Raw genomic sequence first — 16,383 nt, forward strand, 5'->3', positions numbered from 1 at the left:
CGGTTCCGATACCCCTTGGCATCGGCAGACTGGTAAACACCTTTTTCGGCCTTGGGAATTTGGTAGTTGGCGAACCGCAGGGCCGATTGGTATCTGTGGCATTCCGACGTTATGACACCCTGCGGCGCGAGAAGCTGGCCCTCTGGCTGCATACGTCAGTTTCGGGTCAGCCCGGTATCAACCAAGCATGACAACCAGTAATAACAAAAAGGCCATGAAGCCAACGCAGATGCCGATCACAGCACCTGGGCTATCAAGATCCTTACCCGGCACAGACTTCCTCCGGGGCTGGCTCTGCAGGAAGAACTTTAAATCGGAAATTAGCTGGGTGTTGGACGTTCGAGTGCTTGTGTACCACTCATCCGGGAATTCCACGGCAGTCTGTGGCACCACAATAGGGCCGCACATCGAGCCAAAATGAACCGCGTCATTCACCAGTATGTTGTCTCGGCGCAGTGTTCCCCGGGGAAGATCTGATGCCTGAACTTTCAGATCCTCCAGTGCTTCAACCACGTAACCTTCGGGTATCTCACCGTGCACCAGCACAGGTATCGGTTGTACGCCACAAGGCATAGAAGCCAGCACCGGGAACCGGGTGTCATCCAGAGGCGGATGAAAGATCCTGTTCAGATTGTCCGGGCGAAAAGGTTTCAGGCACGCAAACTGCCCAAGAATGAGCGACGCCCGCGTACCAGGCTCCCGCCCCTTCCAGAATAACGTCCAGGCAATGGCCCGAACCACTTTCAGGCGCAAGGGCTCCGGCATCTCATGGCGACCAGTTGAGCTCGGTAGCCAGACCTCATCGGAGAAATCGGTCAGTGCCAGGCCATCGCCACCGAGCAACAGGCACCATTCGGGGTGATCCTCAAAAAGAATGCAGAACTTCCGGCCCTCAACGCGATCCAGGCTGTCATCTCCCGACTCTTCCATTTCGGCGAAAACCTGGTCTTTGCTAACCTCCAGATGAAGGCGGCTTGCATCAGGCATGATCTCATTGTTTATCGCCCGCTCAAGTTCACGGAATGAATTCAGTAACGCATCGTCAAGCAATGAGGGGTGGGGAACGTAAGTGTCCTGAATAAGAGAGTCGCTCCCCATCTCTTCACCCTGGGTTAACGCCTCAAAGTCATATACTGGCGCCGCCCATTTGTCGAAGAGCGCTGCTTCATCCGCCGTCAACTGGCTTAATTTGCGTGAGGAGAGAATTGCGCCTCCATTCTCTGCGAACGCAATAGATTTGCTGTCATCATAAATCATGACTTCTTGGGAGCGCTGAATGTCGGACCCGCCAACGACCTGGCTAATGCTCCAGATTTGGGCGCTTGCGTTGGCCGAGGGGCCCGTCTTGTTCAGTGCAGGGGAAGCATAAACCTTTGCCTGATATAATTTCTCTTGCCCACCGTCCACAGTCACCAGAGCTTTCATCCCCAACAGTTCCATGAGTGAACTGTTCATGATGATTTCGGCACCCAGCCAGTTCAGCCAGGCTCCCAACATATGGGCGTTTCTGGCCAGCTCTCGTAACGGTTCAGCTTTAACGAAAACATCGGCATCGTCCGGAAGGGCAAAGCCTTCCAATGCCTCTTGAACTTCATTGGCATCCGGGCTCGCCAGAAAGCTCTGGTGCTCGTCAACCGGATAGAGCATTGGCAATTCAAGTCCAGAATGTTTCTTGACGAATACAGTGTGAAACACCACATCGCTCCATTCCCGAATAAGCTTCAGGTGGTCACCGCTGTTGAGTGTCTCTAAAAACTCTGCCGCTGTGGGCACTGCCAAATCTTCCTTGATCATGGTGGGTTACATCCTTGCTTGCATTATTAACGGCTTAGCTTTGAGCTCGATCCTGCGTCAGCAATCTGTCCTGAAGATCCCGTATAACCCTCAACACCCGGCTCATTTCCTGCTGGGTTTTCAGATCCAGGTCCAGCTTGCCATCCATGGTTTTCACCAGCGGCACAATGGATTCCTCGAAGATACGGGCAAACGCCATCAGGGCATCGCCCACCTGGGGCGGGCTGTCCAGATTGACGGTAACCGCCGGATTCAGTTGCACCGATTGCAGGCCTTCGGTGAGGCCGGCTTCCAGGGAGCGGGACAACTGGCTCAGGGCCTTGTCGAGATCCGGTTCGGACTCCCTTCGGCTGTCCATTCCGGCGACCAATTGCTGTCCCAACTGCTGCATGTGCTCGGAAATCAGGCCCAGCTGGCGCACCACTTTTACGCCGGTTTCTTCGTCACCGCCAGCCTGTTGGCGGCGGCGGTATTCTTCGCAGATGGACTGCCAGCGGGCGGCTTCTGCCTCGCTCAGGGTGCCGCGCATCTGTTTGAGTTTCAGCAGATTTTCTTCCGCGCCCTGGGTCAGCAACTGGGATTCACCCTGGTAGTGGTCATCAATCAGGGCTTCCAGTTCATCCTCGCTCATGATCGGCGACAGCTTTTCTGCCAGCTTGTTCATGTTCCGGTAACTGCCCTGCAGCTTGAACGTCGGCTCGGTGCGATAGGCCTCGGCCTGGGCACTGGAGGCAATGTAGGCCTGGTTCACTCGCAGTACGGTTTCCCGCACCCGGATCATTTTCTTCAGCAGGGAGACGATTTCATCCCGCTCGGCAGCACTGTAGTCGTGTTCGAAGTCGGAATCGGCCACGGCTTTGCCCTCGGCCAGGTCGGCAAAGCGATAGAAATCCGACATGCCCCGGGTGGCCAGGGGCGCCAGTACCGGATTGGAGCTCAGGCTGTTCTCGATGTAGGACAGCGCAAAGGCGTGTTCCATGCCGGAGAGCACATCGCCCAGGTTGTAGATATCGGCCCGGTTGGCGAGCATGTCGGGCACTTTGAACACTTCACCGCTCTCGGTGTAGGGGTTACCGGCCATGACCACGCAGAAACGTTTACCGCGCATATCATAGGTGCGGGTGCGGCCACGCCAGACCCCCTCAATGCGCCGGGTGCCGTCACACAGGGAGATGAACTTCTGCAGGAACTCCGGATGGGTGTGCTGGATATCATCCAGATACAGCATCACGTTATTGCCCATTTCCAGGGCCAGGTTGAGCTTGATCAACTCCGCCTCGGCGGTGGAGTGCGGCGCTTTCTCCGGGTCCAGGGAGGTAACATCGTGGCCCAGGCTCGGGCAGTTGATCTTCATGAAGATCAGGCCAAGGCGGTTTGCCACGTATTCCATCAGGGTGGTCTTGCCGTAGCCGGGCGGCGAAATCATCATCAACAGGCCGGACTGGTCTGTGCGCCGGTCTTCACCGGCGGTACCCATCTGCTTGGCCAGGTTGTCGCCGATGATCGGCAGGTAGCTTTCGCTGATCAGTTTATTGCGCACAAAAGACGACAGCGGCCGGGGCCGGAACTCCTCAAGGCGCAGCTGGTCACGCCAGCGCTCCAGGACTTTGTGGCGAACTTCCTGCAATTGCTGCCAGCCGGGAATGATTTCCTGGCGGTGGTAGCGCAGGCGCTCATCGAACTCGTCCAGCTGCAGGCTCAGGGTGCGCTCGTTTATGCGACTGTGCTGGCCCAGCAGGCCTTCGACATGAAAGGCCAACTCAACGCTGCGAACGCCCGTTTTGATGGCATCGCCCACATTGAGGACGGCCACCACTTCCGGCAGGTAATGCATCAGGTGTTGCTGGTCGGTTTTGCTCATCCAGGCCTTCAGCCAATGCTGGGCAATGGTCCAGCGAGCCGCCGGCTGGCCGCTCACCACCTCCAGCGCTTGCTGATACTGCGCAAACTGGTTATCCCGCTTCAGGGATTCGGTGAAACCGGCTGCCAGCTCACCCGCATAACGGGTAATATCAAACTGCTCGGTTTCCTCCGCCAGCTGCTGCACTAAATACCGGGCCGCCGACTCAATCAGGGTACGCTCAGCACTGCCTTTTTCCACCAGCGCCAGCTGATGATGGGTGACAAACTCCGACATCTGCGGAGCAAGTTCCTGCTCCAGGGAGTACAACAATTCGTTCGACTGCATCATCCGGCTGAGAATGCCGGCAGACAGGCAGCGTGAACGCAACTGTTGCGCTGCCAGATCCTGCCGGGCCACCTCGGCCCAGTACAGCATCGCCAGGGCCCGGGCCTTGGGGCTGAATCGAAGCAATCCGGCGCTCTGGATAGCCGGCCAGAGGGTACTGACGATCAGGGCCGCATCGTGGTCGTGAATGCCTTTTTCATAGCCCTCACGGTAGCGGGGGGAGGCGAATTTGCGGATGTAGTCGGTCAGCTCATCCAGGTCGGCCACGTTGACGGGCAGATCAGACGCCTGCCGGAATTCCTCGATCACCAGGGCCGCAAGATACTCGGCCCGGTAAACCTTGTCCGACTCCGACGGCTGGCTCATGTTCCAGTAGCCCCGCAGGCGGTCCAGCTCTGGCTCGTCCAGGCGTTCATAATACTGGGTGCCGGTCAGGTGCAGCAGCACGTGGTCGTCTCGCGGGATCAGCGTCAGGTCCAGCTCCTGCTGGTTAACGCTGAACCGGTGCTTGCCCAAACGGATCACGGCGCCGCCATCTTCAAAGATATCGGCTTTATCACGAACACTTCTGAGCGCGGTGTCCTGGGCGGCCTTGAGCTGCCCCAGGCAATCATCCGCTTCCATGGCCGCGCCCAGCTCCCGCAGCTCTTTGGCCATGCTGCGCAGGCGCGCCACCATGGCGTCGGAGGCGAAGAAGGCGTGCAGTTCTTCCGGGCTGGCGAAACGCTCGGTCCGACGGGTGACGTTCCGGAGTATGCGTTCGGCGGCATCGGTGAGTGTCGTTACCCGGCGCTGCTGCTGATCCTGCAGTTGCTGGCGCCGGGCTTCAATGCTTTCGTGAGCATTCTCACGCTGCTCCAGAATGGCGGCCAGAAACTCATCGTATTCGCCAAACTGGCTTTCCAGTTCCTGCAGCTGGTCCAGCATCCGGGTCATCAGGCCATCGCATTCCCGCACATCGGTCAGGGAACTCACGCCGTTGGCCAGGCTCTGCTCAAACAACCGCAGCCGGGCGGCAAACTGGGCCCGGGCCTCGGCACTGCCCTGCTCTTTCAGGCGCAGTTCCGCTTCCGAGCGCTGCTGGTTGATGGTGGCGTAGATGCCGGAGATGTTATCGGTGATGGCGGTTTCCAGGGCGGCATCGTCACCGGCCATGGACGCCAGCATGCCCTGAATCATATCCAGCCCGGAGGTCAGCTCCCGGTAGCGATCCACGATCTTGCGCAGGGCGTCCCGGGTGTCAGCCTCGGCAAGATCTGTTTGCAATTCGGTCAGGGTCTTGCGGTATCCATCCAGCGCCTCCGGTGAGGCCAGAAAACGGAAGGTTCGCTCCGTCAGCCGCTCTTCAGCGTCGGCCAGATCGCTTTCCAGCGTTTCGATACGGGCTTTATCGGCATACCGCCGATCATTCAGGGTGCGCACCCGCCCCCGATGTTCGCGCAGGCGGGCCAGGTAACTGACGAACTGATCCGGGGCTTTCCAGCTGTCCGGCTTCAGGTCTCGCATCAAAATGCCCTGAGCCTCAGCCACGTCGTTAATGGCAGTTTCCGTCTGGGCCCGGATGCTCTGAACTTTCTCATACTCATCCAGTACCAGTTCCGCGGTGCCACGGATGGTTGTCAGGTGCTGATGAAGGCCGGCGAACAGAGCCTCCTCCTGCCTGCCAGACAGCCAGAAGAACTGGTCGAGCACACGGTCAACGGTGCGAATCAGGCTGGTGAAGTGGCGCTCACTGGCGCTGGAGGAGTCCACCAGGGTCACCACGGTATTCAACTCGGCGATGCCCCGAACCAGTTCCGGGTTACCGATCCGCGCCAGTTCCGAATCGTTTGCCACGCTGGCCTGGGCATGGAAGCTCTCGGAGGTAAACGGGGTTTCCCATACCTGCAGCGGGTGCACCAGAGTTGGCTCGTTATCGGCGTTGAAAACCACCAGATGGCCGTTTTCGAACAGTGCGAAGCCATGGCCAATCAGGGGCACATCCGCCTGTTTCCGAATCAGGTTGTAGCGGAACAGTATCACCTGCCCGGTCAGTTGCTCGTAGAACACATACAGCATGTCCTCACCGTTCGGTGAGCGCAGCGTGCGCTTGAGCCGGAAATCGCCATCCGGAATCTGGAAGGTTTTCAGTTCACCGGTAGTAAGGTAATAGCCGGAGGGGAAAATGAGGCCGTGATTGTCCGGCAACGACGCCACCGAACCGGCCATGGCATCCACCCGTTCAACCTTGCGCTGGGTGCGATTGAACAGGTAGTAGCGCCAGTGCTTTTCATTGAACGGCAGAATCCGCACCAGCAGAATCTCGCCAAGGTCGGCGTAGTCGAAGCTGGCGTCGTCCAGCGACTGGGAGTCAGACTCCACGGCGTCCTGATAGATGCCCTCGCCAGTGGCGGTGTTGTTCTCCACCTTGAAGGTGATGTTGCCCCTCAGGTTGTCGACAAACAGGGTGTCGGCAATGTTCAGATGCGGCGAACGGCCCTGTACCTGGCTGTCACGGCCAACGGTTTTCCAGGGGAAGCTGAAACGGTCCGGGAAGGTCAGGTCGCGCTCACCCCGGTTATCCACGTATCGGTTTACGTTGCCATCGGGCTTAAGCTCCCAGCGGAATACTCTCAGGTCGTCCAGCTTGTCACCAATACGGAACGCCATCAGCAGCATGCCCTTGAGGATGACAAGCTGAGACAGGGTGGCGGTGTTGTAATACTGCTGCAGTTCCCGGAAGTCTGTGGCGAAGCGGGCATCGGTCAGAAAGGAGCCTTCGATGGCGGCTTCGGTCATTTCGAAACCGCTGTCGCCGTCATTCAGGTGGTACAGCCGGAACACATCCTCAACCGCCAGGGACTTGCGCAATCCAAGCTGAAGGTTGAAGCCGAACAGCAGCTTGTCACCGAGACGAACCACATCCCGTGCGATGGCATTGTTTTCGGTTCTGACCCGGGCCCGGCCAAGTACGTTCATGCCGGCACTGCCGAAAACCTCCTCCCGAGCCTGGTTCAACCCGGACACCTGCTCCCGGAGCTGTCCGCCCTGCTCTTTCAGCCGCCGCTGGATGGTTTCGAAGGCAGAGCCTTCCTGAACAATGCTCTCAAGGCCGGTGCGATCCGTCGACATACCAAATCATCCTGAACTGAAGGGAAATCTGAAAGGGAACAGTGACCGCCGAAGCTAAGTCCGGCGGTCACTGGAGCTTCAGGCGGTTTCCGAAGTCCGGCTGGACTTCTCACCGGAAACCCGTCCGGCGATGCCGGCCAGGGCTGCCTGCAGCGAGGGCGACTTATCCAGAACGCCCTGCACACTTTTGCCGTAACCCAGCCCCTGGGCAAACTTCTCGAAGATGCCGCCGTCGCCGCCAATCATTTCAAACTTGGCGTCTTTCAGAGCCGCCGCCATCACGCGACCATTTTCCAGCAGGCCGGTTTTCTGGGCTTCGATCTGCGCCATCACTTCCTTCTCATGAACTTCCAGGTTCATGCGGAACTCTTCAAAGTGACGTGCCTCTTCAGACATGTTGTCGTAGGCTTTGAGCTTCTCGACCAGGCCAGATGCTTCGGCCTTGGCCATGGCTTCGCGGGCATCGGCCTTGGCCAGACCCATGCGCTGCTCGCCTTCCGCATCCGCCAGTACCATGGCTTTACGGGCATCCGCTTTGGCCAGACCCAGTTTCTCTTCGCCCATGGCTTCGGTTTCAAGGCGTTGCTCCAGCACGCGTACTTCGGCCAGGCCGGCTTCTTCGTCAGCCTTCGCGGTGGCCGATTTAACTTCAGCACGGGCCAGACCATCCGCACGGATCGCGGTTGCCTGAGCTTCCTTGACCTGGGCATCGGCCAGGCCATCGGCCGCTGCCATCGCCTGACGACCACGGGCCAGCTTCTCATCCGCCACCGATTTCTTCTCGGCCGCGTCCATATCTGCCTGTGCTTTAACACGCACCTGCTCGGCTTCCAGCTTGGAACGTTCAAACGCTGCTTCCGCAGCCTTCACATCCATCAGCTTCAGCTCTTCGGCGTCGGCTTCGGCCGCAACCACTTTCTTCACCTTCAAACGCTCAGCTTCGGAACGGTTACGAACATCCTTGATGTTCTCTTCCTCTTCCGCCACGTTTCGCTCAACCGCAATACGCTGGCTGGTGATGTCGGCAATTTCCTTGCGCTCTTCTTCCAGCGCTTTTTCCATGCCGATGCGCTCGATTTCCACCGCACGCTCACGGTTTACATCTTCCAGCTCACGGGCCTGGCGAATGCGCACTTCCTCAATCTGCACCGCACGCTCACGGGCCTTCATGGCCATCTCGATCTGGCGCTGTTTGTTTTCTTCGGCAATGGCCAGCTCTTCATCGGTCTTGATGCGAGCCGCTTCAGCGCGGGCGCGCTCCTGCTCACGAACCTGCTCGGTTTCCGAGGTTTCGCGGGCCTGCAACGTCTCGATTTCGCGGCGCTGGCGGGCTTCGGCATCCGCCTGACTACGTTCCAGCTCCAGAGAAGCCTCACGAGCGGACACATTCTTGCGCTGGATTTCCAGCTCCTGGTCACGCTCCAAGCGGTTGGTTTCTACGTTGTGCAGCGCAGTGATTTCAGTGATCCGCTTGATACCCTCGGAATCCAGAATGTTGTTTGGATCCAAAGAGGTTTTCGGTGTTTGCTCCAGGTAATCGATTGCCACGTCTTCGAGGATGTAGCCATTCAGATCTTCGCCGATGGTCTCAACAATGGAATCCCGGAACCGCTGCCGCTCCTCGAACAGCTGCATGAACTCCATTTTCTTACCAACGGTTTTCAGCGCTTCACTGAACTTGGCATTGAACAGTTCGTTGACCGCATCGCGGTCAGAGGCACGGCCAACCCCAACCGATTTGGCAACCCGCAAGACATCTTCTGCGGTTTCGTTTACCCGCAGGTAGAAAGCAACGGTGATATCCGCCCGCAGGTTGTCCTTGCAGATCAACCCTTCCTTGCCGGTACGGTTCAGCTCCAGGGTAATCACCGAGATTTTCATGGTCTCGGAACGGTGAATAACCGGCAGAACCATGGCGCCGGTGAAGTACACCTTGGGGGTGGGCGACAGATCGTTCACGATCAGGGCTTGCCCCTGATCAACCTTGCGATAGAAAGCCTTGAACAGGGCCAGAATGCCCAGTATCAACAAGACCAGAACGCCGACAGTCATGAAGACCGGGATGATCCAAGATAAATCCATTTACGCTTTCTCCTGAGCTGATTGGAAGGACGCTTGTGCAGGGTTAACCGGCGGAGCCGCCGGACAGAAATTCAGCTTCCGGCACCACCCACCAGGCGTTGGCATCCGGAATATGTTCAATGAGGATGGCCCGCTCCCGATGGGACAACGGGGAATGGCTACGCACCTGCAACACCAGGTGGGCACCGTCCAGATGGGCTTCTGCCCGCCCGGATGTTTCAGAAACCGAGGAGGAAATCACCACGCAGGGTGTTCCGATAATGCGTTTTTGCAGAGGCGGCAGATAGGCACGGCGAAACAGGGGCCGAAGGGGACGAACGACAATGGACGTGACCAACAGGCCGGCAACCAGGGCTGTGAACAGCACCGCCAGCGCGTACAACCAGTGCAGAATGCCCGACGGCACCAATGCGCCCAAGGCAAGATCAATGAAATAACTGGTCAACCAGCCAGCCAGGAACAACAGGGTGAGCACCAGCGGCAGGGGCACGCCTTGCAAGCCAAGAGTCACCATCAGGCCACTGAAATCACCGGCAACATCAAGATCACCCTCGGCATCAACATCGCCCATACCAGAAAGGGAAATCAGCCAGTAAATAATGGCCACGCAAAGCAGTACGGAGAAAACCACCGTCGGGAAGGAGAACGCAACTGCGAAGAATGTTTCCATACGCGACCAGACATCCGTTCCGGTAAATCCAAGGGGTGACAGTTCATGTCAACAATTAGGCGTTGTTTATAACGCAAACAAACTATTTCTTGCAAATATTTAATTGCGGAGTATAGACTCGGCTTATTGACATAAAATGTCAAGCGACAGGACAAGGTTCGTCCGGATCGGCCGAACCGATTCAATGCCACAGGAAGGAGCTATTCGTGGACACTCAATCCCTCACCCTGGCCTTGGGTGATGCTACCCATGCAGGCCGTACCTTTGATGTGATGCCCGTAGCCGGTGACGAGCCGGTACTGCAAGTGGTCGTTTCCGGCGCTGAAGAAACGCCGGTGTACGTTACCGTAACCGACACCCAGATTCTGTGCCTTGCGTACCTTTTTGACGAACAGGAACTGAATCCGGAACGCCTGAACGAACTGCATGAAAACATGCTCCGGCTGAGCGTACCCATGCCCCTCAGCGCGCTGGGAAGAACCGGCGATCATTACGTGGTGTATGGCGCCTTGAGCCCCACCTCCGGCACGACCGAAATCATGCAGGAACTGGTCACGCTTGCCGAGAATGCCATCGACCTGTTACAGACTTTTGAAGACTACCTGGCTTGAGTGAGGGCTGAACCATGAGAACCGTACTGAAGAAAATTCTGACCGCCATGCGCGGTGGCGTTAACGAACTGGGTGAAGCCGTTGTGGATGGCCAGGGCAACCGCATTCTGGAGCAGGAACTGCGAGACGCCGAACAGGAACTGAAACAGGCCAAGCAGGAACTGGCTGCCCTGATGGCCGAATCCGCATCGCTGGCCCGGCAGATCCGCGTTGAGCAGGACAGCGCCAGCAAACGCGAACAGGACGCCAGCAAGGCATTGGCCGCCGGCCAGGAAGACCTGGCCCGGGAAGTGGCAGAACGCATTGTGGGCCACGAACGCCGCGCCGGGGAACTGACCCAGACCCGCGAATTGCTGCAACAGCGCATCAGCGGCCTGAAAGAGCGCGCACAGCGGGCAGAAAAGCAGCTGGCCGACTACCGCCGGGAACTGCAGGTGGTGAAAACCAACGAGCGAGTACTGCGCACCACCGCCCAGATCGACACCAATATCAACAGCAACCAGTCGTCCCTGAGCACTGCCAAGGAAACGCTGGAGCGAATCCGCGATCGCCAGGCCCGGGAAGAAGACCGGCAAACCGCCAGCGCTACGCTTGAGAAAGAACTCACCGGGGCAGACCTCGATGAAAAGCTCAAAGCCGCCGGCATTGATAGCGAGCAAGACGCGGTAAACGATGTCCTTGCCCGCCTGAAAGGCAACCAGGCTCAGTAACACTTTGCGCCCCCAACACGGGGGCGCCTATCCAGGCTAAGCCAATGGCAAAGAAACCGGACTGGTCAAAAGAAGAACAAGCGGTTCAGGCGGTACAACTGGCCTTTGATCTCTCCAACGACATCCAGCGCGCCTTCCGGGTGTCTGCCGCCCTGCAGGACATGACCACCGCTGATATGGTGCGCAAAGTCCTGCAGCTGCCCTACCGTAAGAATCGCGCCAGGCCCCGGCTGACCATCACCCTGCGGGATGAGGATTTTGATGTACTGGCAAAGAAGTACGGGCTTGATCCCAACGACCGCGCCGCGATTCGGCAGCGGGTGGCGGGGGAATTGCAGGCGTTTGCGAGCAACTACCTGGCGGGATAGCGGCGCTCGTCAGCCGTCTATGAAATGCGGGACGAACCGCGACGTGTCACGCGTGATCGCGGTATTGTCTTCACGGATACCCATCCCGACAGCCTCGTTACCCACAACCCAGCTCCCGATTAGGCAATAGTGCCCGGAGAAACGGGGAGGCGGACACCAACCCTGAATGATGGTTGGCCCATCGCCATATGGCCCCTCAACCTGAGCCTCCACTCCGGCGCCGGTTTCAATCGCAATGTTTGCACCTTCTCTGGAGAACAACGGCTTGCGAACCCATCGTTCGAGGCCCGGATCACATCGCTTATCGCTTTCAAACCAGGCTGGCAAAAGATTCGGATGGCCCTCATGGCGCTCCCACAACAAAGGCAGGATACCTTTGTTCGACAGGATCAGCTTCCATGGCGGTTCGACAAACTGGGTGCCACTGGCACCCACATAATCGGAAAAAGATTCCTGCCACATCCACTCCCAAGGGTATAGCTTGAACAATTGATCAACAGGCTCATCATCAAGGCCAACAAAGCGCTGACGCTCTCCAAGGCCAATCTCATCAATAAACAGGGTCTTGGGACTGAGCCCAGCCTGATCCGCGCAGTCGGCAAGATACTCAATGGTACCGGCATCCTCGGGATGGTCCCGGCAGCAGGCCAGGTGAAACGACTGCCCTGCACGACCAATCATTGCCAACCGCTCGATCAGGGCCTCCTGCAAACGATTGAACTGATCGGCGCCTGCCGGCAGCTGCCCTCGCTCAATCTGTTGTTCAAGCCACAACCATTGGAAGAACCCGATTTCATAGAGAGAGGTTGGGGTGTCAGCGTTGTATTCGTAGAACTTCGCAGGCCCGGTGCCATCGAATGAGAAGTCCATTCGCCCATAGAGTGACGGTTCAGAGAACTTCCAGCTTTCAGCTACCAGGTCCCAAGCTTTCTCGGGTATCGCCAATTGATCCATCAAGCGCTCGCTTGAGACCACCTCACCCACCAGATCGAGGCACATTGCGTGAAGTTCCTCGGTGGGTGACTCAATACCGTCTTCAATCTCGGCAAGCGTAAACCGATAACAGGCGGTTTCATCCCAATAGGGTTCGCCCTCCAGGGTATGAAAATGGAATCCATAGGATTCCGCCTGAGAGCACCAATCGGGGCGGGGAGCCATTTGTATGCGTTCCATGGAGTGTCCTTCTCCTGAGGCGGGCCAGTCCAATACTTTCCTGAAGCGCGGGAGTCTACCGGTATTTCCACACCCGGGAAAGTCGCCAAATCCAACCGGATTGACCTTTCCTTTCGCTTGCTATAAATTCCCGCCCAAACTGCATACAGGAGAAGGACACTCCATGGCCACTCAGGACGAGGCAAACGCCATACTGCCAACCCGTACCCGTCGTCAGAAACGCTCCCAGACCGCAACGCTGGTGCTGATGGGTGCTACGCCCTTCGTCGTGCTTGGCCTGGACCCACTGCATTCGGAGGTCCGGGTTTTTCGCGACCTGCAGGCATGCCAGACCGCCTTGCCAGGCGCGCAGGACTATTGCGAGACACTGAACGCAGAGGCAGCAAACCGGCATCCGTCACTCGCCCCAAAGTACACCTCTCGCCACCAATGTGAGTCGGACTTTGCTCACGTAACCGTCAACAATTCGTGTGAAAATGGCTGGTGCAGTATTGACGATCTCTCCATCTGCGAGCGCAAAGCAGATGGCCACTATCGCCCTCCCTTTTCGGCCTTTCTGGTCGATCAATCCATCCTTGATGGCACCTATGAGGGAACCAAGCCCGCGCCGGAAACTCTGGATGACAGGCAATTGCAGCCGGTGTACAGCATTTCCGACGAGACCCTTAGCAGCAGTGGTGATGAAGGCCAGGGCTCGACTTATCGCAGCCACACGCCCTTCCTCTGGCACTATGTGATGGCCAACGGCCAGTACCTTGGCAACCAGAATCTTCGTGATCCCGTAACACGCACCAAAAGCCAACTGGCAGCCAGCACCAGCAGAACCTTCACCGGCACCAGCCAGCGTGGCGGCTTTGGCTCCACCGCCAGGCAAACCATGCAGGCTGCAAGGAGCTGATCGATCATGGTTAAACCCACTTTCAGCGCCTTGGCACTGGCAGCCTGCCTGTTCACCACCGTAACAACGCAAGCAGAAACAACAATATCGGCACTCGCCGAAGACCTTCAGCAGCGGCTAACGCAAACACCGGAGACCCTGCGCTGGCTGAAGCCCAACAAAGACGAACCGCTAGCGCACACAGACCTCGGCATTGACCCGGAAACCTGCGAAGCCCCGGTGCTCGCCCGGGCAGGAACTCATCCCCGCTTTCTGGTCCGCTGCGTCAACCGCGCCTTGGTCAATTTTCGTGTTACGGACATTCAAACGCTGACATCCTGGGCCTACGCCGACGGCGATTGGGGCACAGGGCAAATCATCGCCATTCGCGGTATCGACAATTCTCCTACAAGCCGGTACAACTCAAGGAAAGTGGAGTACGAAACCGTGTGGCATAAAGGCGAGCCGGCCGGACCGTACGAACGCAGCCTTACCGTCTTGTCAGAGACCGATCTCCGCAAGTTGGCCAAGTTCTGGAATAGCTTTGACACCGGGGAACTGCCGGTACTGGAATCCCTGGAACAATGGCGCCAACTGACGTGGCCCGATGCGGTGGTTGGGCTCCGTCGCAATGGCCAACTTCTGCTTCAACATGGAACGCTGGCAGGCACCAGCGACCTGCTGGAAGAATTGTCCTCAAAGGACGCGCTACCACCTTTCGCCAGAGGCTTGATCCGCCCGGTGAAAAAAGTCTGGCGCGGCACCACGCCTCCGGGTGAGCCGATGTTTCTTCTGCACAGCCTGCGAGCGAACGGCACCGATTACGCCTTAGCACTTTCCGATGTGACTGCCGGGGCCGCCTCCCAGAACATACAACGGCTCAGTGCCGGTTTGCCCTATGAATTGGTATTTCTTCCAATAGAAAGGAATCTGTAAGTCATGACGACCGCCAGCATGGAACCGTCTCAGGCGGTTACTAACCCGCTAGATAGCCTGAAACAAATCCGAAACCACAACCGTTATGCAGGGCAACTTCTGCTTGCCGGCAACCGGTCGGCCTTGACCAGTTTGCTCGTGGTTTGGTTCCCGGTAATCGCAGTGCTGACTTACGGCTTTGTGGTGCCGTTTACCTACACAGCATGGGGCGAGAACAACCTGTTATTGATTCTGTATTGCTGGACGGGCCTCTGGCTGGCTCTTACGGCGGCAAGCGTTACCTTCGGCACCGGACGGCACGTATATTCTGTTGACCTGGCCAATCGAACTATCAGTCATCTGAACTCAGAGCAAAGCACGTCCCTGGCACTCGAGCTTCGCCAAGGATCAGAGGGCAGTTACCTTGACCTGAAGGCCCCCCTGGCTAGTGGCTGGCATCTGGACGTGGATTCCCGGATTGTGGCGGAATTAACCCCGGCGGAGGTGCCGTCGATCCAGCAGTGGCAACCGGCCAAACTCAAAGACCACATCCGAAAAAAGGTCAAAGATGGCTCGCTTACAACTCTGTTTGTCGTCGCGAATATCCCGCTGGTCGTTATACATCTTGTTTCCGGAACCTTCGGCCTTCTGATCATGTGCCAGATTTACATGCTTGCGGCCTGGACCCTCACCCAAACTCTTGACTGGTTCCTGGAAAAGCGTGATCAGCAAGTTATGGAGCAACTGTGAAATCCTACTGCCCTGCCTGCGGCACCCGCACCCTGAGGCCACTCCAGGGAGGCGACCAACGAATTGCTGAATGCAGGCATTGCCATGGGGTGTGGTTTGAAGACGGCAGCCTGAACTGCGCCATAACCGGCCACCACGATCATATTGAGCACTACGATCATGAACAGCACCTGGGGCCGAAACTGGGCGTAAGCAAGCGCCAGTGCACCAGATGCAGGGTTCCCATGACGCACTACCAGTTACTGGCCGATTACAGCGTAGAGATCGACTGCTGCCCGACCTGCGACGGTGTCTGGCTTGACCAGCATGAAGTGGATCAAGTCATTCACTCCCCGTTGCTTAAGGATGCCTTGGCGGAACTGAACAAAAAGGTCACCTGGAAATCCTGGGTGTTCCAGTTCTTCACGGCCATGCCTGTTGAATACAACATCCAGCCTCATCGCACACCCTGGATGACATGGTTACTCATCGCACTATGCACACTTGTCTTCTTCAGTGGCGTCTATGACGCCGGCTCCAACGAATGGATCTTTCTGAACCTTGGCCTTAACTCAGATTCCCCGAGTGCAGCCCATGTGGCCATGCAACTGTTTACCTACCAGTTTGTTCACGGTGGGCTGATGCACCTTGTCGGCAACATGTATTTTCTGTGGATTATCGGCGACAACCTGGAAGACGCATTGGGCCACTGGACTTTTCTAGGCCTGTATCTGCTGTCTGGGGTGGTCGCCGCACTGGCAGAGCTTATACTGTTTGATGCCTCTCAAGGACCGTTGCTACTGGTAGGCGCCAGCGGCTCCATCGCGGCCCTGTTCGGCCTCTATCTCATGTGGTTCCGCCATGCCAGCCTGACATTCATGATCGTCATCTACCAGAAGAAACTGGCCCCTCACTGGTATTTCCTGATCTGGAGCCTGATCAATCTGTTCGGGATGTTTACCGCCCAGGGCGGCGTGGCCTGGGCTGCTCATCTTGGCGGGTTCGTATTGGGTCTATTGATCGGATACCTGATGCGAGACTATGTTCTTGCAAAGAATCCGCTGATCGCCATGCTGAACCAGCCAGAGGCAGCCATCAGCCGGTAGGTAAGCGTTCACCGGCTGACGGGTTACACAATCGCCCAAGCCAACGCAG

Annotated in this window: 12 protein-coding genes; 7 read left to right on the plus strand and 5 right to left on the minus strand. The window is 57.6% G+C overall.

What is annotated here, in order from left to right; all coding sequences use genetic code 11:
* Window positions 1-177: 177 nt before the first annotated feature.
* The 4 genes from ABIE59_RS14305 to ABIE59_RS14320 form a co-directional block, all read right to left on the minus strand.
* Window positions 178-1,794, minus strand: coding sequence for a hypothetical protein (locus ABIE59_RS14305; protein WP_354447923.1), 1,617 nt, complete (start codon window positions 1,792-1,794; stop codon window positions 178-180).
* A gap of 34 nt (window positions 1,795-1,828) precedes the next feature.
* Window positions 1,829-7,093: a DNA repair ATPase gene (locus ABIE59_RS14310; protein WP_354447925.1), complete on the minus strand. Its 5,265-nt coding sequence runs from the start codon at window positions 7,091-7,093 to the stop codon at window positions 1,829-1,831.
* Between the two features lie 78 nt (window positions 7,094-7,171).
* Window positions 7,172-9,175, minus strand: coding sequence for a flotillin family protein (locus ABIE59_RS14315; protein ID WP_354447927.1), 2,004 nt, complete (start codon window positions 9,173-9,175; stop codon window positions 7,172-7,174).
* Between the two features lie 43 nt (window positions 9,176-9,218).
* The gene (locus ABIE59_RS14320) at window positions 9,219-9,845 is read right to left on the minus strand and encodes a hypothetical protein (protein WP_342631385.1); all 627 of its coding nucleotides are present in this window, start codon (window positions 9,843-9,845) and stop codon (window positions 9,219-9,221) included.
* Window positions 9,846-10,051: 206 nt separating this feature from the next.
* Between ABIE59_RS14320 and ABIE59_RS14325 the strand changes: the two genes are divergently transcribed.
* Genes ABIE59_RS14325 through ABIE59_RS14335 form a run of 3 tightly spaced genes read left to right on the plus strand, consistent with a single transcriptional unit; the run spans window position 10,052 to window position 11,534 of the window.
* Window positions 10,052-10,456, plus strand: a complete 405-nt coding sequence (locus ABIE59_RS14325) for a YjfI family protein (RefSeq protein ID WP_058091627.1) — start codon at window positions 10,052-10,054, stop codon at window positions 10,454-10,456.
* A gap of 14 nt (window positions 10,457-10,470) precedes the next feature.
* Window positions 10,471-11,166, plus strand: coding sequence for a PspA/IM30 family protein (locus tag ABIE59_RS14330; protein WP_354447929.1), 696 nt, complete (start codon window positions 10,471-10,473; stop codon window positions 11,164-11,166).
* A 44-nt stretch (window positions 11,167-11,210) separates the two neighbouring features.
* Window positions 11,211-11,534, plus strand: coding sequence for a hypothetical protein (locus tag ABIE59_RS14335; RefSeq protein WP_354447931.1), 324 nt, complete (start codon window positions 11,211-11,213; stop codon window positions 11,532-11,534).
* A gap of 9 nt (window positions 11,535-11,543) precedes the next feature.
* Here the strand turns inward: ABIE59_RS14335 and ABIE59_RS14340 are convergent, their stop codons facing one another.
* On the minus strand, window positions 11,544-12,707 hold the full coding sequence (locus ABIE59_RS14340; RefSeq protein WP_354447933.1) for a glutathionylspermidine synthase family protein: 1,164 nt from the start codon (window positions 12,705-12,707) through the stop codon (window positions 11,544-11,546).
* A 163-nt stretch (window positions 12,708-12,870) separates the two neighbouring features.
* On the opposite strand from ABIE59_RS14340, the gene ABIE59_RS14345 reads away from it, so the two are divergent.
* The 4 genes from ABIE59_RS14345 to ABIE59_RS14360 are packed head-to-tail and all read left to right on the plus strand — an operon-like array spanning window position 12,871 to window position 16,334.
* Window positions 12,871-13,605, plus strand: coding sequence for a DUF1190 domain-containing protein (locus ABIE59_RS14345; protein WP_354447935.1), 735 nt, complete (start codon window positions 12,871-12,873; stop codon window positions 13,603-13,605).
* 6 nt (window positions 13,606-13,611) lie between these two features.
* On the plus strand, window positions 13,612-14,520 hold the full coding sequence (locus ABIE59_RS14350; RefSeq protein ID WP_354447937.1) for a hypothetical protein: 909 nt from the start codon (window positions 13,612-13,614) through the stop codon (window positions 14,518-14,520).
* Window positions 14,521-14,523: 3 nt separating this feature from the next.
* A complete protein-coding gene (locus ABIE59_RS14355; RefSeq protein ID WP_354447939.1) occupies window positions 14,524-15,249 on the plus strand; it encodes a hypothetical protein in 726 nt (241 codons plus the stop codon).
* Window positions 15,246-16,334: a rhomboid family intramembrane serine protease gene (locus ABIE59_RS14360; protein ID WP_354447941.1), complete on the plus strand. Its 1,089-nt coding sequence runs from the start codon at window positions 15,246-15,248 to the stop codon at window positions 16,332-16,334. Before ABIE59_RS14355 ends, ABIE59_RS14360 begins: the two co-directional genes overlap by 4 nt.
* Window positions 16,335-16,383: the final 49 nt, after the last annotated feature.

It is taken from the genome of Marinobacter sp. MBR-99, assembly GCF_040547575.1.
Classification (GTDB): domain Bacteria; phylum Pseudomonadota; class Gammaproteobacteria; order Pseudomonadales; family Oleiphilaceae; genus Marinobacter.